Here is a 26475-nt window from a genome sequence, read left to right as displayed (position 1 = left end):
TTGAGATTTGAGATTTGGGATTGATTCCACGCATAAATCCGCCGCCTTGTACCACCTTTGAAATTCGCTTGTCAGCAAATGAGTGATTTAATCGAACGCATCGCGACTCTTTCTCCCCAAAAGCGCGAGTTGCTGTTGCAGCGACTCAACCAGAAAAAAGAAAGCGTTTCGCTAGAAAGAATTCTGCCTCAAAGTCGAGAGTCTAACACTTTCCCTCTGTCGTTTGCTCAACAGCGGTTGTGGTTTTTTGAGCAACTAACTCCAGGCAACTTTACCTATCACATCCTCGCCGGCGTGCGTTTGACGGGAACACTCGACGCGAGATCTCTCGATCGCAGTCTCAACGAACTTGTCAAGCGTCATGAAGTTTTGCGAACGGCTTTTAAGACAATAAACGGGCAACCAGTTCAGGCGATCGCTTCCAATCTGGAATTGAAAATTTTAGAAATAAATTTGCGATCGCTTCCTGAAACTGCACGCGATCGCGAAGTAGAACGGTTAATCGCCGCAGAATCAAAGCTTGCTTTCGACCTGTCACAAGCACCCTTATTGCGTGCCAAATTGCTGCAATTGAGCGATTCAAACTGGGTGCTGCTATTGAGTACGCACCACATCATTTCCGATGCCTGGTCAATGGGAATATTCATCCAGGAACTCGCCACGTTTTATCAAGCCTTTTGCACTGGCCAACCTTCTCCCCTTCCCGAACTGTCGGTACAGTACGCAGACTTTGCAAGTTGGCAGCGCCAGTGGTTGCAGGGAGAAGTTTTAGAGACGCAGGTTGCTTACTGGAAAAAACAGCTTGGAGGCAATCTCCCCGTACTAAATTTGCCAACCGATCGCCCCCGCTCGGCAGTCCAAACCTTCCGAGGTGCCGTGCATAAATTCACCATTCCCAAGGCAATCGCAGAGGAAATCGCCCAATTAAGCCAGCGGGAAAAAACTACTTTATTTATGACCCTACTGGCAGCGTTTAAAACATTGCTCTATCGCTACACCGGGCAAGAAGATATTTTAGTCGGCTCCCCCATTGCTAACCGCAACCGACGCGAAATCGAGGAAGTAATTGGCTTATTTGCTAACACCTTAGTTTTCCGCACCAATCTGTCGAGCAACCCGACTTTTAAAGAGTTACTGGGTCGCGTGCGAGAAGTAGCTCTCGGCGCCTATAACCACCAGGATTTGCCCTTCGAGAAACTGGTAGAAATCCTACAGCCAGAACGAGATTTAAGTCATAATCCGCTATTTCAGGTGTTGTTTTCTCTGCGAAATGTTCGGACGCCGCAGATAAAATTGCCAGGAGTGAGGTTGAGCAGTTTGGAAATAGAACAGAAAACGGCGAGATTAGATTTAGCGCTTGACCTGGAGGAAGGATTAGAGGGTATTAATGGAACGCTTGAGTATAGCCAAGATTTGTTTGATGCTAGCACTGCACGGCGGATAGCCGGACATTTTCTAACCTTACTAGAAAGCGTTGCCGCTAATCCCGAACAGCGCATTTCAAATTTGCCAATCTTGACGAAACCTGAACAGCAGCAACTGCTGTTTGAGTGGAACAATACTCAATCGAATTTTCCGCAGGATAAGTGCATACATGAACTCTTTGAAGCGCAGGAAGAACTGACGCCGGATGCGACCGCTGTCGTCTTTAAAAATGAATATCTGACTTACCGGGAACTGAACAAAAAAGCAAATAACCTCGCAAGTTACTTGCAAAAAATCAGTGTCAACCCAGAAGTTTTGGTGGGAATTTATGTCGAGCGTTCCCTAGAAATGATGGTAGGGCTTCTAGGCATTCTCAAAGCCGGTGGCGCGTATGTTCCCCTCGATCCAGCGTATCCACCAGAGCGCCTTGAATTCATGCTGGAAGACGCGAAAATTTCTGTGTTACTAACTCAGAAAAAACTATTAGAAACCCTGCCCAAAAATAGCGCCTATATCGTGTGTTTGGATGCAGATTGGGAAGGCATATCGAGCTGCGGCGAGCCAGTCGTGGGTTTACAAAATTCCTCCAATTTAGCCTATGTCATCTATACTTCAGGCTCAACAGGTAAACCCAAAGGAGTGCAAATTTCCCACGCTTCTGCCGTTAACTTCTTGAGTTCTATGCGCCAACAACTCGCGATCGCAGACCGAGATGTTTGGCTGGCAGTAACATCCTTATCTTTTGACATTGCAGCGCTGGAACTGTTCCTGCCTATTACAACAGGTTCTCGCCTTGTTGTAGCCAGCCGAGAAGTGGCATCTAACGGGGAAAAGCTTTTAGAAACATTAACAAATTCTGGCGCGACAGTCATGCAAGCTACTCCAGCCAGTTGGAAAATGCTTTTAGCAGCAGGATGGCAGGGAAACAATCAATTAAAAATACTGTGCGGGGGAGAAGCTTTACCCCGACACCTCGCCAATCAGTTGCTTTTGCGCTGCGCTGCTGTGTGGAATTTATACGGCCCTACAGAAACCACTATCTGGTCTACTCTCTATCAGGTCGATCGCAAAGATGAATCAGTTTCCATCGGTCGCCCGATTGCTAACACTCAAATTTTCATATTAGACCGCTATTTAATGCCGGTTCCCGTTGGCGTATTTGGCGAACTGCACATCGGCGGTGCCGGCTTATCTAGAGGCTACCTAAACCGACCGGAACTGACCGCAGAGAAGTTTATTCCTAACCCCTTTGCAGAGGGCGGACTTCATGCTTCATTCATCCTTCATCCTTCATCGTTTATTCTTTCAGAACGCCTCTATAAAACCGGGGACTTGGCTCGCTATCTCCCAGATGGAAACATTGAATTTATGGGGCGCAGCGACCACCAGGTGAAAGTTCGCGGATTTCGCATCGAATTAGGCGAAATTGAAGCGGTACTCAGCCAATACCCAGCCGTGCGAGAAGCGATCGCACTGGTTCGAGAGGACAATCCGGGCGACAAGCGTTTAGTAGCTTATATCGTTGCTAACTCAGAACTCCGGGGCGAACACGGGGACACCGATCCTACGCATTCAGAATTTATCAATCACTTGCGCGTCTTTCTCAAACAAAAACTGCCGCAGTACATGATGCCTTCAGCGTTTGTGCTGCTGGAAGCAATGCCTTTAACGCCTAACGGAAAAATCGATCGGCGATCGCTAAGAGCACCTGACACAAACACAGCGGAATTCGAGAGCAATTTTACCGGTTCTCGAACTCCCGACGAGCAATTAATAGCAGAAATTTGGGCGGAAGTTCTCGGTTTAGAGCGAGTGGGAATTCACGATAACTTCTTTGAATTGGGAGGTCATTCGCTCTTAGCTACTCAGGCGATCGCGCGACTGCGAGAAGCATTTAAAATTGAATTGCCCCTGCGCGTCTTATTTGAATCGCCAACAGTGGCAAGTTTGAGCGATTGCATTTCCCAAATCTGCAGCAGCGAGCAAAAACAGGAAGCACCCCCCATCGATCGCGCACCGCGAGGCCCAGAATTGCCCCTTTCTTTCGCCCAACAGCGGCTGTGGTTTCTCGATCGGTTGCAACCGGGCGATCCGGCTTACAATATCCCCGCAGCCGTGCGCTTGAAAGGTGCGATCGACCTGACAGCATTAGAGCGCAGTTTCCAAACAATTATCGATCGCCACGAAGCCTTGCGGACAACTTTTGGCGCGGTGGAAGGGCGGCCCATTCAGTTGATAATTCCCGAACCTACTTTCGCCCTCTCAGTGATAGATTTGCAGCACTTTCCTCAATCTCAGCGAGAAGCAGAAGCTGTGCGACTCGCCGCCGAGGAAGCGCAACAACCTTTTGACTTAGCAAACTGGCCGTTAATGCGCGTCAATTTGCTACAGTTAGGCGACACAGAATCTATCTTATTGCTAACCATCCATCACATCATTGCAGATGGCTGGTCTCTGGGGGTAATCGTGCGGGAAATGGCAACCCTCTACGAAGCTTTTTGCACTGGCAAACCCTCCCCACTTCCCGAACTTTCAATCCAATATGCCGATTATGCCGTGTGGCAGCGAAACTGGCTCTCTGGGGAAGTTTTAGAACAAAAACTTGCCTATTGGAAGCAACACTTAGGCGATCGCTTACCAGTGCTGCAACTGCCTGCCAAACAACCGCGCGCGGCTGTTTCTACCTATCGCGCTGCCCTTCAACCTTTCCAGCTTTCCCCAAACCTTTCCGCAGCGCTCAACAAGCTGAGCCGCCAACAAAATGTCACCCTATTTATGACGTTGCTAGCTGCTCTTGAAACGCTGCTATATCGATCGACAAATCAGGATGACATGGTGGTCGGCACCGACCTCGCCAACCGCACCCAATTGGAAACAGAAGCTCTGATTGGTTTCTTTGTCAATATCTTGCTTTTGCGCGGCGATCTGGGCGGCAATCCTACTTTCATTGAATTGCTCGATCGCGTGCGCGAAGTCACCTTAAAAGCCTACGCTCACCAGGATTTACCCTTCGACAAATTGGTGGAGGAATTGCGGCCCGATCGCAGCCTGAATCAAACACCGCTCTTTCAAGTCTTATTCGTCATGCAAAATATGCCCATGCCTGCTTTAGAGCTAGGCGGGTTAACTTTGACACCCATAGAACAAGACAGCGGCCTCGCCAAATTTGATTTAGTTCTCTTCGTAGGAGAAACCGAGCAAGGAATTGCAGGCACTTGGAAATACAATACTGACCTTTTCGAGGCCGCCGCCATCGAGCAAATGTCCGGCCGTTTTGAAACCTTACTCAACAGCATTGTGGCGGAGCCTGAGACTCGGTTAAATAACTTAGAAATTCTCACGGAAGCGGAAAAAAAACAACAAGCCATGCAAGAAGTCAAGCGCGAAAAGCTAAATTTTAGCAAGTTTAAGAGCGTTAAACCAAAAGTAGTCACTCTGCCAGACGGCGAGTTGATCAAAACCGAATTTCTCCAGCCTGGGGAACTATTCCCGCTAGTCATTAAACCCGCTGCCAGCGATGTCGATCTGATTGATTGGGCGAAACACAACCGAACTGCGATCGAGACAAAATTGCAGCAACACGGTGCAATTTTGTTTCGAGGATTCACCGATTCCTTAGTTTCTACTTTCGAGCAGTTTGCCTTGGGGATTTGTCCGCAACTGTTCGGCGAGTACGGAGATTTGCCGCGCGAAGGAATCGGCGGCAAAGTTTACGGTTCGACCCCTTATCCCGCCGACCAAACCATCTTCTTTCACAACGAAAGTTCGCACCTGCACCGCTGGCCAATGAAAATCTGGTTTTTCTGCGTTCAACCCGCGCAGTCAGGCGGCGAAACCCCGATCGTTGATTGCCGAAAAGTTTACCAGTTGCTCGACCCCAAACTCCGAGAAAAATTCGCCCAAAAGCAACTGATGTACGTCCGCAATTACACCGACGGACTCGATGTAAGCTGGCAAGAATTTTTCAAAACGGCGCATAAAACTGAGGTGGAACAATATTGCCGTCAAGCGGGCATAGAATTTGAGTGGAAAGACGGAAATAAGCTCAGAACTTGCAAGCGGAGGCCGGCGATCGCCAAGCACCCCAAAACTGGAGAGATGGTATTTTTTAACCAACTTCCTTTGCACCACATTTCCTGCTTAGATACCGCCGTCCGCAACTCCTTATTATCTGTCTTTGGAGAAGCAAACCTGCCTCGCAATGTTTATTACGGCGACGGCACTGCCATTGAAGACTCGGTAATGGCAGAAATTCAGGCCGTCTATCAGCAGGCAACCGTTAGTTTCCCTTGGCAATCTGGCGACATATTAATGTTAGATAATATGTTGGTGGCTCACAGCCGCAATCCATTTGTCGGGCCGCGCAAAATTGTGGTAGCGATGGGCGAAATGATCGGTGAAGCAGAGTTTAAAAGCTGACTAATCTCTCGCAAAAGTCGGCTAAATCTGACTCTGGTATGAAGTTATAATTGCCAGTAGTAGCCACTTCAACGCCTTTCCCATAGTCTGTTTTAACTGAGATGTTGCACCATTCTCAATTACTTGTTTAGGAACAGGCAAGATGCCTGTTCCACAAGAGATGAATTTTATTGTGGAACAGGCATCTTGCCTGTTCTTGACAATGGTACAAGATGTGAGTTTTAGCGGACTTGAGCTATAAGCTTTGGACTAAAGTCCCTGGCGATCCTAAAACATAAAGCAATATAACCAATGCAAACAATTAATGGATTTCGGCTTTCTCCTCAACAAAAATATCTGTGGCTGTTGCAACAAGAGAGTCCCGCTTATCGCGCTCAATGTGCGATTTCGATCGAGGGCAATCTCCAAGCAAATGCTTTAAAAGAAGCGCTGCAAAAAGTCAGCGATCGCCACGAAATTCTGCGGACCAGCTTTCAGCGACGTTCTGGGATTAAATTTCCGATTCAAGTCATCGGCGATCGCAGCTTAATTTCCTGGCAGATCGTTAATCTCGAATGCTTGACCCCGCCAGAACAAGCGGCTAAAGTCCCTGAAATTTTTCAAAACGAAAAGCGCTCAGTTTTCAACTTTGAACAAAATCCAATTTGGCGCTTATCCTTAATTTCTCTATCAGCAAACAGGCACATTTTGCTTGTCAGCCTCCCTTCCCTGTGCGCCGATTCCCGCACCATCAAAAATCTAATTCGAGAAATTAGCCAGTGTTATGCAGCTTGCTTGCAAGGTGAGGAACTGGCCGACGAAGTGGTGCAATATGTCCAATATTCGGAATGGCAGAATGAATTGATTGAGGATGAAGAGGCGGCAGAGGGCAAAAAATATTGGACTCAGCGGGATTACTCGGCGCTAGCCAGTTTAAAATTGCCTTTTGAAAATAAAACAAGCGGCGTTTCTGATGCCTTTGAACCAAACTGTTTTGAGGTTAAAATAGAACCGAGTTTACTAGAGGAAATAGAAGCGATCGCCCGCCGCTACAATACCTCAACATCTGCTTTCTTTCTAGCTTGCTGGAAAACGTTGCTCTGGCGGCTGTTGGGAAAGGCAGAAATCATTATTGGCACCGCCTTCGACAATCGCAAATATGAAGAATTAGAGCCAGCACTCGGTCTATTTGCCAAGTTTTTACCGCTTCGCAGCCAACTGCAAGAAAATTTTACCTTTCAGGAAGTCTGGCAGGAAACTCAGCAATCCCAAAGCGAGGCTTATAAATGGCAGGAATATTTCAACCGGGAAGATATCAACGGATCGGCTGGATTTCCATTTTGTTTTGAGTTCGAGGAACAAGTAGAAAAGTATGCGGCGGCAGGCGTAGATTTTTCGATTTACCAGCAATATGTCTGCGGCGATCGCTTCAAAGTTAAACTCTCCTGCGTGCGCCGAGAGGAGGCGCTCATCGCTGAGTTTCACTACGATCCGGCCTCGATCGGGGAACAAGCGATCCAATGTTTAGCAGAGCAATTCTACACCTTAATAAAAAGTGCAGCTAATCACCCAGAAACCGCTCTCGGCGAGTTGGAAATTCTGAGCGATCGCGCCCGCCGCCAAGTCTTAGTTGAGTTCAACCAAACACAGAAAGATTACCCAACAGACAAGTGCATTCACCAGCTATTTGAGCAACAAGTGGAGCGCGTACCAGATCGCCTTGCGGTTGTCTGTGAAAATCAGCAAGTCACTTACCGGGAACTCAACGGCCGCGCCAACCAAATCGCTCATTACCTACAACAATTAGGAGTTAAATCCGAAGGATTAGTGGGAATTTGTGCTGAGCGATCTGTGGATGCGATCGCCGGAATGCTCGGCATTCTCAAAGCAGGCGGCGCGTACTTGCCACTCGATCCGGCCATGCCAAAAGAGCGCCTCGCCTTGATGTTGCAGGATGCCGGAGTGGCAGTGCTATTAACGCAACAACAGCTAATCGAAAACTTGCCAAAAACTCAGGCAAAAATCGTTTGCTTAGACGCAGAAATTCCCTCTGTCTCCCCCTCTCCCTCTCCTCCTCTCTCTCCTGAAAATTTAGCTTATATCATTTATACTTCCGGTTCCACTGGCACGCCAAAGGGAGTGGCAATTGAACACCGATCGCTCGTCAATTACCTCTACAGCATTCAGGAACAGCTAAACCTGCCATCAGGTGGCAGTTTCGCAACCGTTTCTACCTTGGCAGCAGACTTAGGAAATACAGTAATTTTTCCAGCTTTATGTACGGGAGGAAGCCTTCACATAATTTCCCAGGAACGCGCCACCGATCCAGAGGCTATCGCTGCTTACTTTCAGCAGCATTCCATTGACTGTCTCAAAATCGTTCCCTCCCACCTAAAAGCTTTATTAACTGCTTCTAATCCCGCGCAGGTTTTGCCGAAAAAGCGATTAATCCTTGGCGGCGAGGCCTTAAGTTGGAATTTGATCGAAACTATTCAGAAATACGCCCCAGAATGTTCAGTATTCAACCATTACGGGCCAACAGAAGCAACCGTAGGCGTGCTGGCTTATCCCATCAAAGACCGAAAAAATTGCATTTCTGAGACAGTTCCTCTCGGTCGCCCTATCAATAACGCGCAGATTTATTTACTTGATTCGCACTTGCAGCCAGTTGCCATTGGCGTGTCCGGCGAGTTATACATTGGCGGTGCTTCTTTAGCTCGCGGCTATCTAAACCAACCCCAATTAACCGCAGAAAGATTCATCCTCAACCCTTTGAGAAATCCCGAAGGCATTCTTGCTTCTAATTGCTTAGCTATACCTTCAAATCGCCTTTATAAAACAGGAGATTTGGCTCGGTATTTGCCGGACGGAAATATTGAGTTTTTAGGGCGGGCCGACAGCCAAGTTAAACTGCGAGGGTTCCGCATTGAATTGGGGGAAATAGAAGCAGGGCTATCTCAACATTCCGCTGTGCGCCAAGCAGTAGTTTTGCTACTGGAAAATGAACCGGGGAATCAGCGCTTAGTGGCCTATGTTGTACCCGCGAGGGAATCAGCGATCGCTATTAACGAGCTGCGGTCATTTTTAAAAGAAAAACTGCCCGACTACATGGTTCCTTCTGCTTTTGTCGTACTGAAAGCATTGCCCCTCACTGCTAATGGAAAAATAGACCGGCGGGCGCTGCCAGCGCCGGAGGCCGCGAGAGCCGATTTAGCAGATACTTTTGTCGCTCCTAGCACTCCCATTGAGAAAATGCTTGCTGAGATTTGGGCCCAGTTGCTAGGGCTGGAAAAAGTGGGAATTTATGACAATTTCTTTGATTTGGGGGGACATTCATTACTGATTACTCAGTTGCTAGCAAAGGTGAGAGATGCTTTCCAAAAGGAATTGCCCTTGCGCCGTTTCTTTGAAGCGCCTACCATCGCTGCTTTAGCAAAGAATATTGAGGTGAAGCACGGGGCTGATTCTGCGGGCGATCGCACTGCAAGTTTCGATATTAACGCTGAAGTTGTTTTAGATCCGGAAATTCGCCCTGCAACTCCATTGAGCGAGCAAAAAACTGAACCAGCTTGCATTCTTTTAACAGGGGCGACGGGCTTTTTGGGAGCCTTTTTACTCCGCGACCTCTTGCAACAAACTCAAGCAGAAATTTATTGCCTAGTCCGTTCTGCCGATTCAGAATCAGCTAAAAAGCGGATTCAAAGCAGCCTCGAATCCTATTTAATTTGGGATGAAAGCAGCAGCGATCGCATTATCCCAATTGCTGGAGATTTGTCTCAACCACTTTTGGGGCTTTCCGAGGAGCAGTTCCGAGTTTTAGCCAGTAAAATTGATGTCGTTTACCACAATGGCGCCTTTGTCAAGTTTACTTATCCCTACTCGGTTCTCAAACCCGCTAACGTTTTGGGGACGCAGGAAGTTCTGAGATTGGCGAGTCAAAGTAAGCTAAAACCAGTCCATTTAATTTCTACGATTTCCGTTTTCTCGGCAATGGGAGAATCTGGGATTAAGGTGGTGCGAGAGGAGGATGAACTCACTCCGGGAGAGGGTCTCAAAGGCGCTTACACTCAGACTAAGTGGGTGGCAGAAAAGCTAGTAGAGATTGCGCGCGATCGCGGGATTCCTGTTAGCATTTACAGGCCAGGCCGCATTTCTGGGGACAGCCAAACAGGGGCCTGCAATCCCAGCGATTTACTGTACAGGTTAATCGCTGGTTGCGTGCAACTTGGATGTGCGCCCGATGACGATAAGCTGATGAATGTAGCGCCTGTTGACTATGTGAGCCGAGCGATCGTTCATCTTTCGAGGCAAAAAGAATTGCTCGGAAAGACTTTTCATTTAGTCAACCCTCAGTCGTTTCAAATGAGTGAATTGCTGGGCTGGATTTGCTCAATGGGTTATCCAATCAAACGAGTTTCGTCTGAGACTTGGCAAGCAGAAATAATCAATCGCGCTGGATATTCTCCAGAAAATGCGTTGTATCCGCTTGTAGGTCTTTTCTCCGAAAAAGTTTCGTCAGCAGAAATGGCTAAATCTGCCACGCTGCAATTCGATTGCCAGAATGCGTTGAAGGGGCTTTCTGGAACGGACATTATCTGCCCGCAAGCGGATGCGAGTTTGTTTCGGACTTATTTTTCCTATCTCGTCGATCGCCAGTTAATAGAGGCTCCCAAATATCTGGTCTAAAAATGTAGAGGCGCGATCGCTCGCGTTTCTACCTTGCTCACTTTGAGGAGAATTTTAAATCAAGCATCACTTAGACTTGCGAAAGTCCTGATTAGTTTATTTAAGAGAAGGCAAAAGATTTTTATGTTAGGAAGTAGTAATGCGATCGCAGGCAGAGCTACCCCAGAAGGAACGCGGCGTTACAGGGAACGGCACAACAAAAATTGTGCAGCCGATCACTTCCGAGAAACTGGTTCGCTCGTTGCCAGCTCGATTGGAATTGGCACCTACCTTGGGGAACCAGATGAGTATACTGACTCTCTTGTGGCGGAAGCTGTAGTTGAGTCAGTTCGGCGGGGTGCAAATGTAATTGACTCAGCAATTAACTATCGCTACCAGTACGGAGAACGGAGTGTTGGAAAGGCTATCCGCCGTCTCCTGGAATCGGGAGAAGCCTCAAGAGATGAACTAATTATCTGTACGAAAGGCGGCGTTGTTCCGCATCCAACTCCAAACCATGTAGACTGGTTTTATCAGCAGTACGTCGAGCCAAGCAACTCTACTGTCAGCATGGCAGATTTGGCCCAGGAGCGTTACTGCATCCACCCAGAATACATTCAAGATCAGCTTAATTGGAGCCTCGCCAACCTCGGCATCGACACAATCGATGTCTACTATCTTCACAATCCAGAAAAGCTACTTTCTCAAGTTGAACCCGATACTTTTTACAATCGGTTGCGAGAGGTTTTTGAGGTACTTGAAGGTGCGGTTTTAGCTGGAAAAATTGCCAATTACGGTCTGGCAACTTGGAATGCTTTTCGCGTACTTCCCACTGAAAAAAACCATATCGATTTGGCGCGTGCGAAGTCCATTGCTGGAGAAGTAGCTGGGAACAAAGAGGATCGGTTTCGGTTTATCCAGCTTCCTTTGAATATGGGGATGCCGGAAGCGGTGCTAATTCCAACTCAAACAATCGAAGGAGAACAAGTTTCAGTATTGGAAGCTGCCGATCGCTTAGGCATTTGGGCGATCGCCAGCAGGTCGATCTGTGAAGCGCAGGTTATCGGTCAGATCCCAGAAAAGATTGCTTCTGCCTTTGGCGAAAGCTTGCGAACAGACTGCCAGCGGGCGCTCCAATATACCCGCAGCGCCCCTGGCCTCCTGAGTGCTCTTGTAGGGATGAAAGCGCCACAACATATCGAAGAGAACCTAGCCCTTGCTGCTGTCGGGCGGCTTGGGAGAGCAAGCTTTCAGGAACTTACTGATTCAATTGTTGAAGTGTTAAACGGAAATTGAAGTTTGCCTTGCCGGAGAACGGCTGAACTTAAAATCTTGAATGGCATTATGGAATAGTTTCAGTTAATGTTTATGGATATTCCGTACTTAGTGTGCTATAATTGGATATTATTGTAACATTTTAGCCCATTAAGTACGCAAGCTTCCTGATTGCTGACTAAATCAATCATTAATAAATTCACCTTCACAGATAATCGAGTCTCTGTTCTCCAAATCTTCTTGATTCCAGACCGCGTTTAATGCTGCAGAACTTAAGGAAGTTGACATCGTATTTAATGTTGTGTTGTAGTATTCGGCAGCATTATTAAGTTCTACCTGTGGCGCTTCCTTGAAGTATGAATTAATATCAGGCGTACACCGCTGGGCTTGGTAGTATAAATAAGCTTCAGCATTAATGCACATTACGTGGTAAAAATCCTTATTTGCTGCCGCAATATCTCCAAGTTTATACAGCGCTAAACCCCGGTTGAGATAAGCTTTAACATAGTTCGGATCTAGTTCCACTGCTTTGTCAAAGTCTTCAATGGCAAGCTGCATTTGTTTTAATTTATAGCGAACGCAACCTCTGTTATAATAGGCATAAACATTTTTTGGATCGATGGCGAGTGCAGTGTTGTAATCTGCCATCGCCTGCGTGTTGTCTCCTAATTGGTGGTAACAGAGACCTCGATTTATGTAAGCTTTGATATATTTAGGATTCAACCGCAGCGTTTGGTTAAAGTTTTCCGTTGCTGCCTCTTTTTCTCCCAAAAGGTAGTAAGCGCGCCCCCGGTTGTAATAGGTTTTATAATTGTTGGAATTGATAGATAGAGCTCGATTGTAGTCTTCTATTGCTTCTTCGTAATTTCCTAAATTAGCAAGTACAAGTCCCCGGTTGTTGTAGATAGCGTGGCTGTTAGGCTTATTTGCTAAAGCGCAGTTTAGATCTTCAATGGCTTTTTCGTGTTCTCCGAGATGACGCCAAGCATTGCCTCGATTCAAGTAAGCCTCGAAGAAATTAGGATTGATATCTAGGGCTTGGCTGAGGTCGGCGATCGCTTTTTGGTAGTCTTTCATGTAATAGTAAACCAAGCCGCGATTGTTATAGGCTTTGGCATCGGCGGGATTGAGTTGCAGTATGCGATCGAAATCGTCGATCGCCGCTTCATAGTTTCCTTTCTTGGCGCTGTGCAAACCGCGCTTGTAAAATTGTTTGAGGTTCATAGGTCAACTTTCAGGATAGCTTGATTCTGGGGGTTGATTCCTGTGCTGTCAGTTTTGAGTTGAACAACTGTTAAACTTCTCTTTTTTTCCCACCCGTTATTAGATTACCCTCAAATTGATTGCAGGCTATCTACCGGAAACAGGATTTTTGGTTTATTTTAACAGTAGTTAAATCCTGTTGAAAGGCTCTGCACCTCGGCTGGATTTACTTATTAGTCAGTTCGATTGTTTACCCGATCGACTCGATCTCAAAAGTCGAGTTTTACTTGGTGCTCTGTGTCCCTTGAGGCGGCGGCGATCGGCTCGATCGGCAAATTAAGTTTGAGACCGCTACTCAGTATAAATTGTTGCCAGCAGTCCCACCGAGTAAACTCTATATTTTTTTGACAAACTTCGTCTCAGTATTTGCAGCAGCACGTCTCTACAAACTTTTGTTGCCTAATTACCAATTACCGATTGATTTCCTCTTCTACATAAACTCTCAATTTCTCCAAATCTGGAAGTTCTATCAATTCTTGTTCCTTTTCCTGAACCGACACGGGCATCATCACAGGTTTACGCTGCTCGATCCAGCAACTCGCCAGCGGTAAAGTTTGTTCCAAATCTTCCAAAGGCCTGGGAATTACCATCACCGCGTTCAACTCGCCAATTCGCTCAGCTTCGTACATCCCGGCCTCTACGGCTACTGCTACATCTGCCACTGCACCGCGAATAATGGCCGTGCACAAACCGGCGCCTATTTTCTCGTAAGCTGCCAAGTGTACGTCTGCGGATTTGAGCATAGCATCGCAAGCACCGACCATTGCCGGAAATCCCCGGGTTTCGAGCAAACCGATCGCCTGATTGCTAAGCCGAGAATAACTGCCTTTTTCCGAAAGTTCAGTCAGGCGAAAGCCGATCGGCAAAACCACTTCCAAATTAGCCAAAGGTCTAGGAATCACCAACTTAGAAACAAACTGCCCGAACTGTTCGGCTGTTTGAGCTCCAGCTTCCACAGCCAAACGCACATCCGAAATTCGGCCCCGGACGATCGCGGTACAGTGACCGGAACCAATTTTTTCGTATCCTACTAAAATCACTCCTGCCGACTTCAGCATCATGTCAGCAGTCCCCACAATTGCCGGAAAACTCTTGGTGGATACCAAACCCAAAGCAGTGTCTTTGAAGTATTCCTGGCGCTGCGATCGCTCGGGGTGACTGTTACGATCTGTTTGTCCGTCCATCTTCTATTACCCTTAGAAACTTCCCAAAATAAAAATTAGTTGATAGTTTATAGTTTCTCAGATGAGAAGACAGACTGCACGAGCTACAAGACACAGATTGCTGCTGCAAGGCCTTACAAATTGCTGAGCTACCAATAATATGAGAGTACCTATTTATATTCGATCTTTCTGCTTTCAGCATAGCTGGCTTTTGCCGAAATGACGGCTACCCGGAATCGCCCGATATAGTTTTGCCGTTTTCCTCCGATCGATTAAAAGCTTGCCGGTGCGGAAACAGCGTCCCCAACAGCCGATTGATGTGAGCTTGACCGTAGAGAATAGTTGGCGTTTCCCCTGGTTGGGGCGGCTCTGCGGCGGTGGATTCCGGCGGGTCTGGGGCAGTCTCCGGCGCAGTTTGAGGCGGTGTTTGGGCCGGTTGTGGCGGCTCGATCGGCTCGATCGGTCGATCGACTGGTGGCGTAGTGGCTTCGGGGGTTTCTGGTGATGTTGGCGCTGCTGTTGGCGCTGTTGCGGTTGCTTCTTCTGCGGGGGCTTGGCGGCTGGTATCTCCGATTAGAGAACCTGCTGGCATAATTTGCATTTTGTCGGTACAAGGATTGATTAGGGTCGTCCCGGCGCCAATACAGGCATTTTCCCCGATCGTTCCCGCACCTACCACCAGCACCCCTGCACCCAGAATAGCGCCCGCCGCGATTTCCAGAGTACCTTCACGGGCGTGAAGGATAACTCCCATACCGATACAGGCACCGGCGGCGATCGAGATCCGGCTGCCCGGCTCTGCTTGCAGGATTGCTCCGGGGGCGATCGCCGCACCCTCATTCACAACTACATCGCCACTCATCAAAATCTGAGAGTTGCTACTTAATTGCAGTGGCGATAAATACATTCGACTTCACCATGAAAGGAGCTATTTTTTTCGATAAAAGGACTTTAAATTATGGGTTTTCTCGACTGATAAATTTAACCCTGTCAATCTAAGAAACGATAATTTACTAATACTGAGAAACTTGATGCTTTAACGTTTTATAGAAACTTTCAGAAGATTCTAGATTTTGACCAACATTTGTCAATCGAGCTTTTTAACTATCTCAAATCCAACTTCAATCCGCTGGGGTTTCTCCCGTTGGCCCCAGTGCGAGGGCTTAACGGAAGAAACAGGCTAATTAGCAGGCAAATTAAGGTCGTTGGATAATTTCTTCGAGTACCCGGCGCTTCGCCTTGGAGTCGATGCCCAGCAAGCGGACGTACTCGCCGCTGTGTTCTTTGAGACAGCTTTCGAGGGCAGAAATCACTTCGGATTCGCGGTTGGATGAGATCGGGGCGCAACTGCTCCAAGAACCGGTGCGGAAACGGCGCGCGTCGGCGTGTTCCGTGCCAATTTTGTAGCCTTGGGAAAGCAGGTTGCGGATTTGGTCGATCGTCTTGCCGGTCAAGCTTCCGCTGCCCGCCGAACCAGTCGAAGCTGGTTTGTATCCCGAGGTTGCTGCGGGCTTAGCCGATTGAGCAACTGGGCCGTCGGGACGCTGAATAAGTTCTTCTACCACGCGCCGCTTAGCTTTCGGGTCAATCCCGATCAAGCGCACGTACTCGCCCGGGTACTCGTTCATCACAGATTCTAAAGCGGCGATCGCCTCAGATTCGTTTCTCACTTGCAGCGAAGCCCCGCTTTGCCAAGAACTGGTGCGGAAGCGGCGCGCGTCGGCGTGTTCCGTACCCACTTTGTAGCCTTGAGCTAGCAAGCTGCGAACCTGAGCTACTGTTTCGGCACTCAATTTTGAGCTTGACACGGAACCGCTATTGTGGTGGGAAGCTTGTGCAACTTTACCGTTAGATTGATGAGTTTTCGCACCGTTAGAACCGTTAGAGCCGTTGTCTCCCGGTCTTTGGACGATTTCTTCTAGTACGCGGCGCTTGGCTTTGGTGTCAATCCCGATCAAGCGGACGTATTCTCCTTGGTGCTCGGCCATGCAAGCTGACAAAGCCGCGATCACTTCTGAGTCACGGGTTGAGGAAATCGGGCCGCAAGTGCGCCAAGAACCGGTACGGAAGCGGCGTACATCGGCGTGTTCGGCTCCCACGCTGTATCCTTGGGCTAGTAAATTGCGGATGCTATCGGCAAGAGTTGAACTCAATTGGGTGCCGGCATGGGTAGAATATTTGGTTTGAGTCATATTGGAGTTTTTAGTTTGCTCGTTGCGAAGTGGTGCTAGACAGGCGATGTTCTCAGCGCAGCGATAACCCGCTCTTAGAGCGTCATTGATGCCGATGACATGGGTCGCAAATTCAATGTCAGAATCTTGAACGTCAGGCAAGCGATCGGCTTGCTTCTGATTAGTGATGATGGCTCCCGAAGGTACGTACTTACCTGCGGGAATCTCCACATCTTTAATTAGTACGTGCATCATGACAATGCAGCCGTTGCCCACTCTGGCATTGAACACCGTCGAGCGAAAGCCGATAAAGCAGTCGTCGCCCACGTAGGCAGGGCCGTGAATTAAACTCATGTGGGTGAGGGAAGTATTTTTCCCCACCCACACAGAATAGGATTTGTCGTCGTCTCCTGTGACTCGCCCTTTTTCTAGACCGTGAATCACTACTCCGTCTTGAATGTTGCTTCCTTCTCCGATATGAAAAGGAGTGCCTTCATCGGCGCGGATAGATGTCCCGGGGGCAATCATCACATTAGAACCGATATGCACATCCCCAATAATGTTAGAAAAGGAATGTACGAAGGCGGTGTCGTGAATTTTGGGCTCAGCCAAGTTTTTCGACCAAGGCGTCGGGGGAGCCGCAACATTGCGGACTGCCATAAATTAAGTTCTCCTAAGCTGAAAAAAATTTTTGTTAGTTGTTAGTTGTTAGTTGTTAGTTGTTAGTTATTCTTCCACTAACTGCTAACTGCTAACGGTTGCAACTAGCGGTACGGGTCGTCTTTTTTACTGTAAATGAGGCGGTTTTCTACATTGACAGTATCTATAATGCCTACAACTAGAGCATCGATCGGACGGTTTTCGCTCCCGGGCGCGATCCGGGCTGCGCTGCCTCGGGTTACTAAAACCCATTCATCTATACCAGCGCCCACACAGTCAGCGGCTACCTCATAGCCGGGAACTGCTGAACCTTCCTCATCGATGAATTGCAGCAGGAGAAATTTCGATCCTCTCAGCGTCGGCTCTTTTTGGGTACTGACAACTGTGCCGAGAACTTTGGCCATTTGCATTTTAGGTAATAGGTAATAGGTAATTGGTAATTATCATTTTTTCACTGAGTCACTTGTCGTTTTTAAATTAGCTTTCTTCTGTCTGCTCGGCGCCTTTTAGAGTTCTTCGTCTGGTAACTAATGACTCGCCAGAAACGGGTACAATCCCGCACTTAAGTCGTGGATGATCCCGAAATTTTAGACTAAGAGTTCAAGCTCCCCGATTCAATGCGAGAGTCAATCTAAAATCTAAAATCTAAAATCTAAAATCGACGGACTGATGACTCATGACTAATAACCAATATCCCATGCCCACCTCAATTAAAAATTAAAAATGCTAAATCAAAAACATCGCGATTTTTAATTTTTAATTACCAAACGCCCCTAACAGCCGTGAAGCGAAGCTATCCCGTAGGTAATCGCCTATCTTACGATCTGTTGAGGGGGCGAATGCCGCTGACGCCTTCACGGAACTGTTCTACAGCTTCGGTGTAGCGAATGGGCAGCACGTACTCCAAGTTTTCGTGAGGGCGGGCGATAATGTGGGTGGACATCACTTGTCCGCCGTTAACGCGCTTCACTGACTCTACTCCGGCGGCGACAGAAGCTTGCACTTCCGAGACATCTCCTCTTACAATGACCGTAACCCGAGCGCTACCGATTTTTTCGTAGCCTACCAAGGTGACGCGGGCTGCTTTGACCATCGCGTCAGCGGCTTCTACAACTGCGGGGAAGCCTAGGGTTTCGATCATGCCAACTGCAATTGCCATTGGTTTTACTCCTGATTGAATATTGGGGGAACTAAACTGTTAATTTTTGACGGTCGCACAAATTTTCGTTTAACGAAATTGTTGTGCGCTAAGAACTTAGTAGCCTCGGAACTGTTCTACTGCTTCTGTATATCGAATCGGCAGAACGTATTCTAGGTTTTCGTGGGGGCGAGCGATGATGTGGGTAGAGACGACTTCTCCGCCGTTCACCCGCTTGACGGATTCCACTCCGGCTGCGACTGAGGCTTGGACTTCCGACACGTTGCCGCGCACAATCACGGTGACGCGGGCGCTGCCGATTTTTTCATAGCCCACGAGAGTAACGCGGGCAGCTTTGACCATAGCATCGGCAGCTTCCACAACAGCGGGAAAACCTTTTGTCTCAATCATTCCCACGGCAATTGACATTTTTGAATCTCCTTTGAGGATGAGCGAAATTACCGTTACAAATCTTTGACAAATCTAAAAATTTGGACGGGGAGGCCCACATTCTTTAGTAATGCAGTGTAAAGCTTCCTATCCTATAAGAATAGGGGAAGCTGTCCACCTTGACAATATAAACTAACATCATAATGTTTAATAACAAAAATTAAAATTTTTTATGTTACTTAAAATATTTTAATATTTATTTAATAATCTTAATATAGAGAGGGGTAGATGCCGACGGCGAGGGGGGATAAAAGTAAGTAATAATACTCATAAAGTAGAGTTCGGTATGTGAAGCCGGAGCCGATAGCAGCCGGGAAAATTGGGGATTTCACAAGGGGGATCGCGGGTAAATCGGCAAAAAAACAGTCTTGGCTCATCGGCAGATATTTTTTTCTTTGAGTGCCTCCTCTGCTCAGCCAGTAATTTTGTAGTGAGATAATTATCATTTTTGATGCTTTAATGTATAGTTAATCTGGAGTGCAAATTATTTTGCCACAGCTATACGATCGGGTTTAGTCAAAGTTTTAGGGTCTCGCGCGATCGCCCGCGACTGTTTTTGTATAAAGGCAGCCAGTAATTTGAAGTTTAAGGCATAAATTAAATGACTCAATTTCTCCTCCAAGCCTGTTGGTGGGTACCTTTATATGGCTTAATAGGCGCAATTTTAACTTTGCCGTGGTCTACGGGCACCGTTCGCAGAACAGGCCCGAGACCTGCAGCTTACTTCAATTTGCTGATGACGGTGTTGGCTTTCATACACGGGTCAGTTATTTTTACAGCGACTTGGGATCGACCGCCCCAACAGTTGCTCGTGCACTGGGTGCAAGCAGCCGATTTAGATTTGTCTTTTGCAATAGAAATCTCCACGGTCAGCGTCGGAGCAATGGAGTTAGTTACAGTTCTGAGTTTGCTAGCACAAATTTACGCTCTTGGCTACATGGAAAAAGACTGGGCGCTAGCTCGATTTTTTGGGCTGCTGGGTTTTTTTGAAGCGGCAATTAGCGGCATTGCGATTAGCGACTCGCTGCTGATAACTTACGCTTTGTTGGAAGTGCTGACGCTTTCAACTTACTTGCTAGTCGGGTTTTGGTACGCTCAACCGCTGGTAGTAACAGCCGCTAGAGATGCCTTTTTAACAAAGCGTGTAGGAGACGTGCCGCTGCTGATGGGAGTAGTGACGCTTTCAACTTTAGCGGGAAGTTTGAATTTTTCCGATTTGGAAACATGGGCTGAAACTGCAACTTTGTCTCCGGTAGTAGCGACTCTTTTAGGTTTGGCTTTAATCTCCGCACCTACGGCCAAGTGCGCTCAATTTCCCTTCCATTTGTGGCTCGACGAGGCGATGGAAGGGCCCAACCCGGCTTCGATTATGCGGAATACGGTAGTTGTAGGCGCTGGGGCTTATGTTTTGATTAAACTTCAGCCTGTTTTAGCGCTGTCGCCCGTGACGGGTGGGGTGCTGGTGGTTTTGGGTGCGGTGACGGCTGTTGGCGCTTCCTTGGTGGCGATCGCCCAAATCGACATCAAAAGAGCACTATCGCATTCTACCAGCGCTTCTATGGGTTTGGTGTTTATCGCCGTGGGGCTAAATCAAGTTGACATTGCTTTGCTGTTGCTGTTCGCGCACTCGATCGCCAAGGGCCTATTATTCATGAGCGTAGGGTCAATTATTACCACAACTAACACTCAAGATTTAACAGAAATGGGTGGGTTGTGGTCGAAGATGCCTGCCACGACTACCGCTTATTTAGTAGGCGCTGCGGGGATGGTAGCGCTGTTGCCTCTGGGCAACTTTTGGGCGATGCGGCGCTGGCTCAACGGTTTTTGGACGGTGCCTTTGTGGCTGGTAATAGTGCTGCTTTTAGTTAACGGTTTGACAGCGCTAAATTTAACTCGCATATTCGGTTTAGTGTTTGTGGGAAAACCGCAGGCGAAAACTCGCCGAGCTCCAGAAGTTGGTTGGCCGATGGCTTTGCCGATGGTAATTTTGACGGTGATGGGGCTGTTAGTGCCTTGGATGTTGCAGCAGTGGCAACTGTTAATTAGTTGGACTGGCCCTTGGGTGGAAACGGGAGATTTTTATGCTTTAAATTTGCTGTTGAAGACGCTGGATACGCCGCTATTGATTTTCTCTGGGTTGATTGGCGTTGCGGTTGGGGTGGCGATTTATTGGTACGGGGTTTTACCTCGACCGGTACGGCTGCCGGTGCCGGCGTTGCAGGATTTGTTTGCTTACGATTTTTATATCGATCGAGTTTACCGCTTGACTGTCGTTTGGGCTGTGGCTTTTATTTCTAAAATCAGCGCTTGGACTGATAGGTATGTGGTGGACGGGGCGGTGAATTTGTTCGGTTTGGCGACAATTTTCAGCGGCGAAGGGTTGAAGTACAGCGGCACAGGTCAGTCGCAGTTTTATGTGTTGACTATTGCGGGGGGGGTTGCTGTGTTGCTGGCGTTGATTATTTGGCAGTTTTAAACTGTAGAGGTTGGCAGATGAATCTATTCTGGGTTTGTCTGCTTTCGATCTAGTTTTATTTAATTTTCAACCGCAGATTAGGGCGGATGAACGCAGATGAACGCAGATGATTTTATTCTGGGTTTGTCTGCTTTTTTATCTCATTTTACTCAAAATCGATGGGCCACAATTCGGTCACCGCAACTTCCCAACCGGGCAAAAGTTCGGGAATTGAAATCATGTCGCCGTCTCGCAATACCACTGGCTCGGCTGTCGGAGTGTAAATTGTTACTGTGCGCTTGTCTGGGTCGATTAATATTCCTACTTTGGCTCCGAGTTCGATAAATGATAAAATTTTTTCTCTCAGGGGTTTGAGGCGATCGGACTGAGATTTTATTTCTACAACTAAGTCGGGAACGAGTTCGGCAAAATGCCTTTTACTTTGTTTGAGGCGATCGGCTATTACAAAAGAAACATCGGGAGCTCTCAGATCGGAATTGGGGAGAATAAACCCGCCGCTGGACTCAAACACTCGTCCGAGTTTGCGAGGTTTGACCCAGTTCCCCAAAAGTCTGCCAAACTCTGCTCCTATTTCGCTCGATACAATGTCTGATGGGCCCATAACGATAATCTTCCCGTCTACCAGTTCTAATTGGTAGTCTAGATGTGCTTCGCAGAGTATACCTTGCACTTGTTCTAAGTCGGCAACGGTGAGGCGGGTGGAAGGAGAACCGGATTTAATTTGCAAATCTTCTCGATCTGTAAGACTTGTGGTCATAGGAGGATTCCAGAGACATTTGAATCTATGTTAACAAGAAAATGGGCCGATCGCTTTTATATGTAGTTGCTTTGCGTTAATGTTAAATATAGCTCTAAATACTGTGTAACAAAGGAAAGTTTTAATTGATGCTCAGTGCTTTAATCTGGATACCTATTTTGGCGGCGGCTCTGATTGGACTCTGGCCCGGTTCAGTGAATTCTAAGATAGTTCGGAATGTCGCGATCGCCATTGCGGGTATAACTTTTATTCTCTCGGTGATTTTGGCAGTTCAGTTTGATGCCAGTACCAGTCAGTTGCAGTTTTCGGAATTTATTCCTTGGGTAGATGTTTTGGGATTGAATTACAATCTCGGTGTTGATGGTTTGGCTCTGCCTTTGGTAATTTTAAATACTCTGCTGACAGGGGTAGCTATTTACGCTACGGATGAGTCGCTCCGCAGGCCTCGACTTTACTATTCTTTGATTCTGTTAATTACCGGCGGCGTAACAGGGGCTTTTTTATCTCAAAATTTGCTGCTGTTTTTCCTGTTTTTTGAGGTAGAATTGATTCCGCTTTACCTCTTAATTGCTATCTGGGGAGGCGAGCGCCGGGGTTATGCTGCTACTAAGTTTTTAATCTATACTGCATTTTCGGGAATTGTGCTGCTGGCTGCTTTCTTGGGCACTGGTTGGCTTAGCGGTGCTTCGAGTTTCGATATGGTGGGTGCAGCGGGCGCATCGCATTTGCAAGGAGGATTGCCATTGCCTTTGGTAAGGCAACTTGTTTTGCTGGCAGGGGTGTTGCTGGCTTTTGGAATTAAGATGCCTTTGGTGCCTTTTCATACTTGGCTGCCGGATGCTCACGTAGAAGCTTCGACGCCGGTTTCGGTGCTGCTGGCGGGGGTGCTTTTGAAGCTGGGAACTTATGGGATGCTGCGCTTTGGTTTGGGTTTGTTTCCAGATGCGTGGGCGGTGGCGGCGCCGATTTTGGCGAGTTGGGCGGTGGTGAGTGTGCTTTACGGGGCCAGTTGCGCGATCGCCCAAAAAGATATGAAAAAAATTGTAGCTTACAGTTCGATCGCTCACATGGGCTACATTTTGTTAGCTAGCGCCGCAGCTACTCCGATTAGTATGCTGGGAACAGTGTTGCAAATGGTTAGCCACGGTTTAATTTCGGCGCTGCTATTTTTGAGTGTCGGCGTTGTTTACAAAAAATCCGGCACCCGCAACATCGATGTCCTCAAAGGTTTGTTCAATCCCGATCGCGGTTTGCCGATGATTGGCAGTTTAATGATCCTCGGCGTGATGGCAAGTGCCGGCATTCCGGGTTTGGCTGGATTTATTGCTGAATTTTTGATGTTTCGGGGCAGTTTGCCAGTGTTTCCGGTGCAAACTTTGCTCTGCATGATCGGCACTGGTTTAACTTCAGTTTACTTTTTAATTATGGTCAACCGCGCCTTTTTCGGCCGCCTTTCGGATTTGGTGGAAAATTTGCCCCAAGTCCGCTGGCGCGATCGCATCCCTTCGCTGATTTTAGCAATAATTATCGCCATCATGGGAGTGCAGCCCGGAGTTTTAGTTGCTTTGAGCGAAAAAACTGCGATCGCAATGGCAGCTAATGTCCCACCCCAAGTTAAAGTGATTGCTCAAAACTTGAAATAAAATACGATCTAGGTTCGTAGTGAGGAATGCAAGTCCTCTCTTAACAGCTTTGAGTCCATAGGTTCGTAGTGAGGAGCGCAAGTCCTCTCTTAAGCTAATCCGCATTTAAATTGCATAGTAAAATAAATCTTTCCCTTTGTGGGGTGGGCCCGAAAGCTCGCCCTCAACATACAAATTAAATGCACAACAGCTTAACAGCTTTTAGCCGATCGTTAAAGGACTTTAGTCCTTACTACAAACCTATTTCTTCGTTCTTCCTTCTATTCAGGCTTACTTAAAATGACAACTACCGTATTAAAACCCTCTTCCCATCCCCTATCCGCATACATTGACATCTTGGAATCAGGCCAAGCTTTGCTGCCTGAATCTGCGGAAAATGTAGTAGAAGTTGTCGGCATTCTCAAAAGTTACGGTGTGGTTCTCGATGCCTATTCTCGCAATCTCAATTATATTGCTGAAGAACAGTTTTTAGTGCTTTTCCCGTTTTTTAAATATTTCAATGGGGAAGTCACTCTGCCGAAGTTAATGCGCTATTTGTGGCACGATCGCATAAATTTTGAGTATGCTGAGTATGTGATGAAAACTATGCTGTGGCACGGCGGCGGGGGGTTTGACAGTTATTTGGATACCCCGGAATTTAGCAGTTTGGTCGAAAAGGCGATCGCGGCTAAATTGAAAGGCAACTTTTTCATGCAGGGACTACACAAAACATTTCCTGAGTTTTTGCCTGAACAAGTGCGGATGCTGGCTTACTACACCGGTCTCGGTCAGTTTTGGCGGGTAATGAGCGATTTGTTTATGGACTTATCTGATTCCTACGATCGAGGGGAAACTAAGTCTATTTCTGATGTAGTTGATTTTGTCAAAGCCGGTTTAGTAGCCGCTGCCAGCCTACCGATTACCTACAGCGTCAAGATTCACGGTCAAGTCTACGATATCATTCCGGCCTCGGCTAACTTGACATTTTTACCAGATGTAGCCGTGCCTTATGTAGAGTCAATTTTCTTTCGGGGCACAGCTTTTTTTGGCACAGTTTCCTACAACGCTCAAGCGCATCAAATCCCGGAAGAACAAAGAGATTTTGCCTACGGGGCTTTGTTTGCCGATCCTTTACCGATTGGAGGTGCAGGGATTCCGCCAACTCAATTGATGCAAGATATGCGGCATTATTTGCCGGAGTATTTGCACGAAATTTATCGCAGTAGCTGTCGGGGTGAAGACGATCTGCGGGTGCAAATTTGTCAGAGTTTTCAAAAGTCGATGTTTTGCGTGACGACGGCGACTATTTTGGGTTTAGCACCTCATCCCATGAATACCTCCGATCCAGAGGAAAAAAAGGCTAATCGGGCTTATTTGGAAGGTTGGATGGATCGGTTTGGGAATTCTCGCTTGCATTGGGCAAATCAGCCAACTAACCGGGCCTGTCAGTTGTTCCCCGAACGGTAGAAGGGCGACTGGTTTTTAGGGGCAAGGTCTCTCGGAGTTGCCACAATATTACCTGAAGAAAGCAATTGCTTTCTTTTGGAGGGCGAAAGCTCATCCTGGCGATCGCAATGAGATCGCTTCCCGTAAAATAGCCCTTATAAGGCAAGTAGTGAAAACTTCAGTCCACAGACTTTTATGAGGACTGAAGTCCTCACTACAAACCAATTTGATAGTAGTCGTTTTAGCGGACATAATATGACCTGATAAACTGTTTGTTTTCGGCTCATTGTGATTGCTTTCATAACAGATATATCCGCTAACGCTTAGACTGGCAATCACAGGATAAAACACTTGTTATTTCCGAACTATTTAGATTCGGACTAGAACACTCAGACCGTGAGAGTCCGTGCCACAAGTTCCCAGCAAACCATAAGTTTCTGCTAAATCTTTGACTAAAGCAGTTTGTTTGGAGCTTGGTTTCCAAGGATTTGGATTACCGTAAGCATAGTAGATTTCTACGCCGTCAATGCCGAAACGGGCTGCTTCTGGGATTAGTTGATCTGCTGTCGATCGATACCTGCAAGGATGTGCGAGAACTGCTAAACCTCCTGCTTCATGAATAGCTTCAATTACCCTGGCTGCTGAATAACAATAAGTGCCTTCAGTGCTTTTACCTCCTAGGTATGGTTGGAGACTGGGATGTTGCGGATCGAAGGAGTAACCGAGAATGTGTACCTCATTGTTGAGCAATTCGGCATTAATTTCAGCGCCTGTCCAGAGACTAGGTGCTTCGCTATTTTTGTCGGGATGGTTTAATTTCCAATTATCCAGCCAAATTTGAGCTTGAACGTAGCCTTGGGTGCTGTGGTGGTCGGTGATAGCTAAGCCCTTGAGACCCCGGGCTATGGCTTGTTCCATCAATTTCTCTGGCTGCAATCGCCCGTCGGAGTAGACTGTGTGCATATGAAAATTATAGGAACCCGGACAGCTATCGGCATCAATTGTCTGGAATACTTGTTTGAGTGCTGAGATATTCTGGGCTTCTGGTTTGAGACTAGAAGCGGGGGAGGCAGCGAAATTGACAGCCATAAGCGTTATTATAGAAAAAACTAGCTTTGTTTAATATATCTAATAAATTGATATGTTGCACCTGTGGCAATAGTCTGCTGTGGGATTGAAACATCTGGCGGATTGTTGCGTTCGGCACAAGATATCAATTCATATCACATCCGTTAGCATCGGAATAGTAAATTCGAGTTCACGGTGTTGACTGTTGACACCGTGAACATTCAACCGTCAACGCCGTGAACATCATTCCCGTGTAACCGGAAATGATATCACTCGGACATCTTGCACAATTCTCTATCCAGCATTTTCTCGTCGGCTGGGGGCGGGTTTATGAGATTATTGATTTTAGGCAATTATAGTTGGTAAAACCCGCCTCTACAAGTTTGGGGAGAATGCCGCAAGATATCAATTTACTCGCACCTATTACATCATTCTCCGCAACAGGCAAGATGCCTGTGAAGCGAAGAGTAAATTTTATTGTGGAGTGGGCATCCGGCC

15 protein-coding genes are annotated in these 26475 nt (G+C 47.3%); 6 read left to right on the top strand and 9 right to left on the bottom strand.

What is annotated here, in order from left to right; all coding sequences use genetic code 11:
* Positions 1-78 precede the first annotated feature (78 nt).
* From OSC7112_RS25820 to OSC7112_RS25810, 3 genes are all read left to right on the top strand, one after another.
* A complete protein-coding gene (locus tag OSC7112_RS25820; protein ID WP_015178654.1) occupies positions 79-5844 on the top strand; it encodes a non-ribosomal peptide synthetase in 5766 nt (1921 codons plus the stop codon).
* Positions 5845-6135: 291 nt separating this feature from the next.
* Positions 6136-10509, top strand: a complete 4374-nt coding sequence (locus OSC7112_RS25815) for a non-ribosomal peptide synthetase family protein (RefSeq protein ID WP_015178652.1) — start codon at positions 6136-6138, stop codon at positions 10507-10509.
* A 123-nt stretch (positions 10510-10632) separates the two neighbouring features.
* Positions 10633-11784: an aldo/keto reductase gene (locus OSC7112_RS25810; RefSeq protein ID WP_015178651.1), complete on the top strand. Its 1152-nt coding sequence runs from the start codon at positions 10633-10635 to the stop codon at positions 11782-11784.
* Between the two features lie 162 nt (positions 11785-11946).
* Here OSC7112_RS25810 and OSC7112_RS25805 read toward each other — a convergent pair whose 3' ends face one another.
* From OSC7112_RS25805 to OSC7112_RS25775, 7 genes are all read right to left on the bottom strand, one after another.
* Positions 11947-12987 (bottom strand): tetratricopeptide repeat protein, encoded by a 1041-nt coding sequence (locus OSC7112_RS25805; protein WP_015178650.1) that lies wholly within the window; start codon positions 12985-12987, stop codon positions 11947-11949.
* Between the two features lie 449 nt (positions 12988-13436).
* Complete coding sequence (gene ccmO, locus OSC7112_RS25800; RefSeq protein ID WP_015178649.1) at positions 13437-14210, bottom strand: beta-carboxysome assembly protein CcmO; 774 nt, start codon at positions 14208-14210, stop codon at positions 13437-13439.
* A 205-nt stretch (positions 14211-14415) separates the two neighbouring features.
* Positions 14416-15096: a beta-carboxysome scaffolding protein CcmN gene (gene ccmN / locus OSC7112_RS25795; RefSeq protein WP_015178648.1), complete on the bottom strand. Its 681-nt coding sequence runs from the start codon at positions 15094-15096 to the stop codon at positions 14416-14418.
* Positions 15097-15385: 289 nt separating this feature from the next.
* Positions 15386-17020 carry a beta-carboxysome scaffolding protein CcmM gene (gene ccmM, locus OSC7112_RS25790; protein WP_015178647.1) on the bottom strand — a complete coding sequence of 545 codons (1635 nt, stop codon included), beginning with the start codon at positions 17018-17020 and terminating at the stop codon, positions 15386-15388.
* A gap of 104 nt (positions 17021-17124) precedes the next feature.
* The gene (gene ccmL, locus OSC7112_RS25785) at positions 17125-17430 is read right to left on the bottom strand and encodes a beta-carboxysome shell vertex protein CcmL (RefSeq protein WP_015178646.1); all 306 of its coding nucleotides are present in this window, start codon (positions 17428-17430) and stop codon (positions 17125-17127) included.
* Positions 17431-17837: 407 nt separating this feature from the next.
* Positions 17838-18179 carry a carbon dioxide-concentrating mechanism protein CcmK gene (locus tag OSC7112_RS25780; RefSeq protein ID WP_006635058.1) on the bottom strand — a complete coding sequence of 114 codons (342 nt, stop codon included), beginning with the start codon at positions 18177-18179 and terminating at the stop codon, positions 17838-17840.
* Between the two features lie 96 nt (positions 18180-18275).
* On the bottom strand, positions 18276-18587 hold the full coding sequence (locus tag OSC7112_RS25775) for a carbon dioxide-concentrating mechanism protein CcmK (protein WP_006635059.1): 312 nt from the start codon (positions 18585-18587) through the stop codon (positions 18276-18278).
* Positions 18588-19209: 622 nt separating this feature from the next.
* On the opposite strand from OSC7112_RS25775, the gene OSC7112_RS25770 reads away from it, so the two are divergent.
* Positions 19210-21084, top strand: a complete 1875-nt coding sequence (locus OSC7112_RS25770; RefSeq protein ID WP_015178644.1) for an NAD(P)H-quinone oxidoreductase subunit F — start codon at positions 19210-19212, stop codon at positions 21082-21084.
* Between the two features lie 145 nt (positions 21085-21229).
* Here OSC7112_RS25770 and OSC7112_RS25765 read toward each other — a convergent pair whose 3' ends face one another.
* Entirely contained in the window at positions 21230-21841 is a 612-nt protein-coding gene (locus OSC7112_RS25765) for a Uma2 family endonuclease (RefSeq protein WP_015178643.1), read from the bottom strand.
* Between the two features lie 128 nt (positions 21842-21969).
* Between OSC7112_RS25765 and OSC7112_RS25760 the strand changes: the two genes are divergently transcribed.
* Both OSC7112_RS25760 and OSC7112_RS25755 read left to right on the top strand, forming a co-directional pair.
* Positions 21970-23484, top strand: a complete 1515-nt coding sequence (locus OSC7112_RS25760; protein WP_015178642.1) for an NADH-quinone oxidoreductase subunit M — start codon at positions 21970-21972, stop codon at positions 23482-23484.
* A 279-nt stretch (positions 23485-23763) separates the two neighbouring features.
* Positions 23764-24930, top strand: coding sequence for a CO2 hydration protein CupB (locus OSC7112_RS25755; protein ID WP_015178641.1), 1167 nt, complete (start codon positions 23764-23766; stop codon positions 24928-24930).
* Positions 24931-25278: 348 nt separating this feature from the next.
* Here OSC7112_RS25755 and OSC7112_RS25750 read toward each other — a convergent pair whose 3' ends face one another.
* A complete protein-coding gene (locus OSC7112_RS25750; RefSeq protein ID WP_015178640.1) occupies positions 25279-25998 on the bottom strand; it encodes a PHP domain-containing protein in 720 nt (239 codons plus the stop codon).
* Between the last annotated feature and the right edge of the window lie 477 nt (positions 25999-26475).

The organism is Oscillatoria nigro-viridis PCC 7112 (assembly GCF_000317475.1).
GTDB lineage: Bacteria > Cyanobacteriota > Cyanobacteriia > Cyanobacteriales > Microcoleaceae > Microcoleus > Microcoleus nigroviridis.
The sequence above is the reverse complement of the archived record's forward strand: the minus strand, read 5'-3'. Positions and strand labels throughout refer to the sequence as shown.

Excerpts from the sequence above, each read along its gene's own strand:
- OSC7112_RS25810 (WP_015178651.1), top strand. The coding sequence starts at position 10,633 with ATGTTAGGAAGTAGTAATGCGATCGCAGGCAGAGCTACCCCAGAAGGA.
- OSC7112_RS25815 (WP_015178652.1), top strand. The coding sequence starts at position 6,136 with ATGCAAACAATTAATGGATTTCGGCTTTCTCCTCAACAAAAATATCTG.
- ccmO (WP_015178649.1), bottom strand. The coding sequence starts at position 14,210 with ATGGACGGACAAACAGATCGTAACAGTCACCCCGAGCGATCGCAGCGC.
- ccmN (WP_015178648.1), bottom strand. The coding sequence starts at position 15,096 with ATGTATTTATCGCCACTGCAATTAAGTAGCAACTCTCAGATTTTGATG.
- OSC7112_RS25765 (WP_015178643.1), bottom strand. The coding sequence starts at position 21,841 with ATGACCACAAGTCTTACAGATCGAGAAGATTTGCAAATTAAATCCGGT.
- ccmM (WP_015178647.1), bottom strand. The coding sequence starts at position 17,020 with ATGGCAGTCCGCAATGTTGCGGCTCCCCCGACGCCTTGGTCGAAAAAC.
- OSC7112_RS25770 (WP_015178644.1), top strand. The coding sequence starts at position 19,210 with ATGACTCAATTTCTCCTCCAAGCCTGTTGGTGGGTACCTTTATATGGC.
- OSC7112_RS25780 (WP_006635058.1), bottom strand. The coding sequence starts at position 18,179 with ATGGCAATTGCAGTTGGCATGATCGAAACCCTAGGCTTCCCCGCAGTT.
- OSC7112_RS25775 (WP_006635059.1), bottom strand. The coding sequence starts at position 18,587 with ATGTCAATTGCCGTGGGAATGATTGAGACAAAAGGTTTTCCCGCTGTT.
- OSC7112_RS25750 (WP_015178640.1), bottom strand. The coding sequence starts at position 25,998 with ATGGCTGTCAATTTCGCTGCCTCCCCCGCTTCTAGTCTCAAACCAGAA.
- OSC7112_RS25760 (WP_015178642.1), top strand. The coding sequence starts at position 21,970 with ATGCTCAGTGCTTTAATCTGGATACCTATTTTGGCGGCGGCTCTGATT.
- OSC7112_RS25805 (WP_015178650.1), bottom strand. The coding sequence starts at position 12,987 with ATGAACCTCAAACAATTTTACAAGCGCGGTTTGCACAGCGCCAAGAAA.
- OSC7112_RS25755 (WP_015178641.1), top strand. The coding sequence starts at position 23,764 with ATGACAACTACCGTATTAAAACCCTCTTCCCATCCCCTATCCGCATAC.
- OSC7112_RS25820 (WP_015178654.1), top strand. The coding sequence starts at position 79 with ATGAGTGATTTAATCGAACGCATCGCGACTCTTTCTCCCCAAAAGCGC.
- ccmL (WP_015178646.1), bottom strand. The coding sequence starts at position 17,430 with ATGCAAATGGCCAAAGTTCTCGGCACAGTTGTCAGTACCCAAAAAGAG.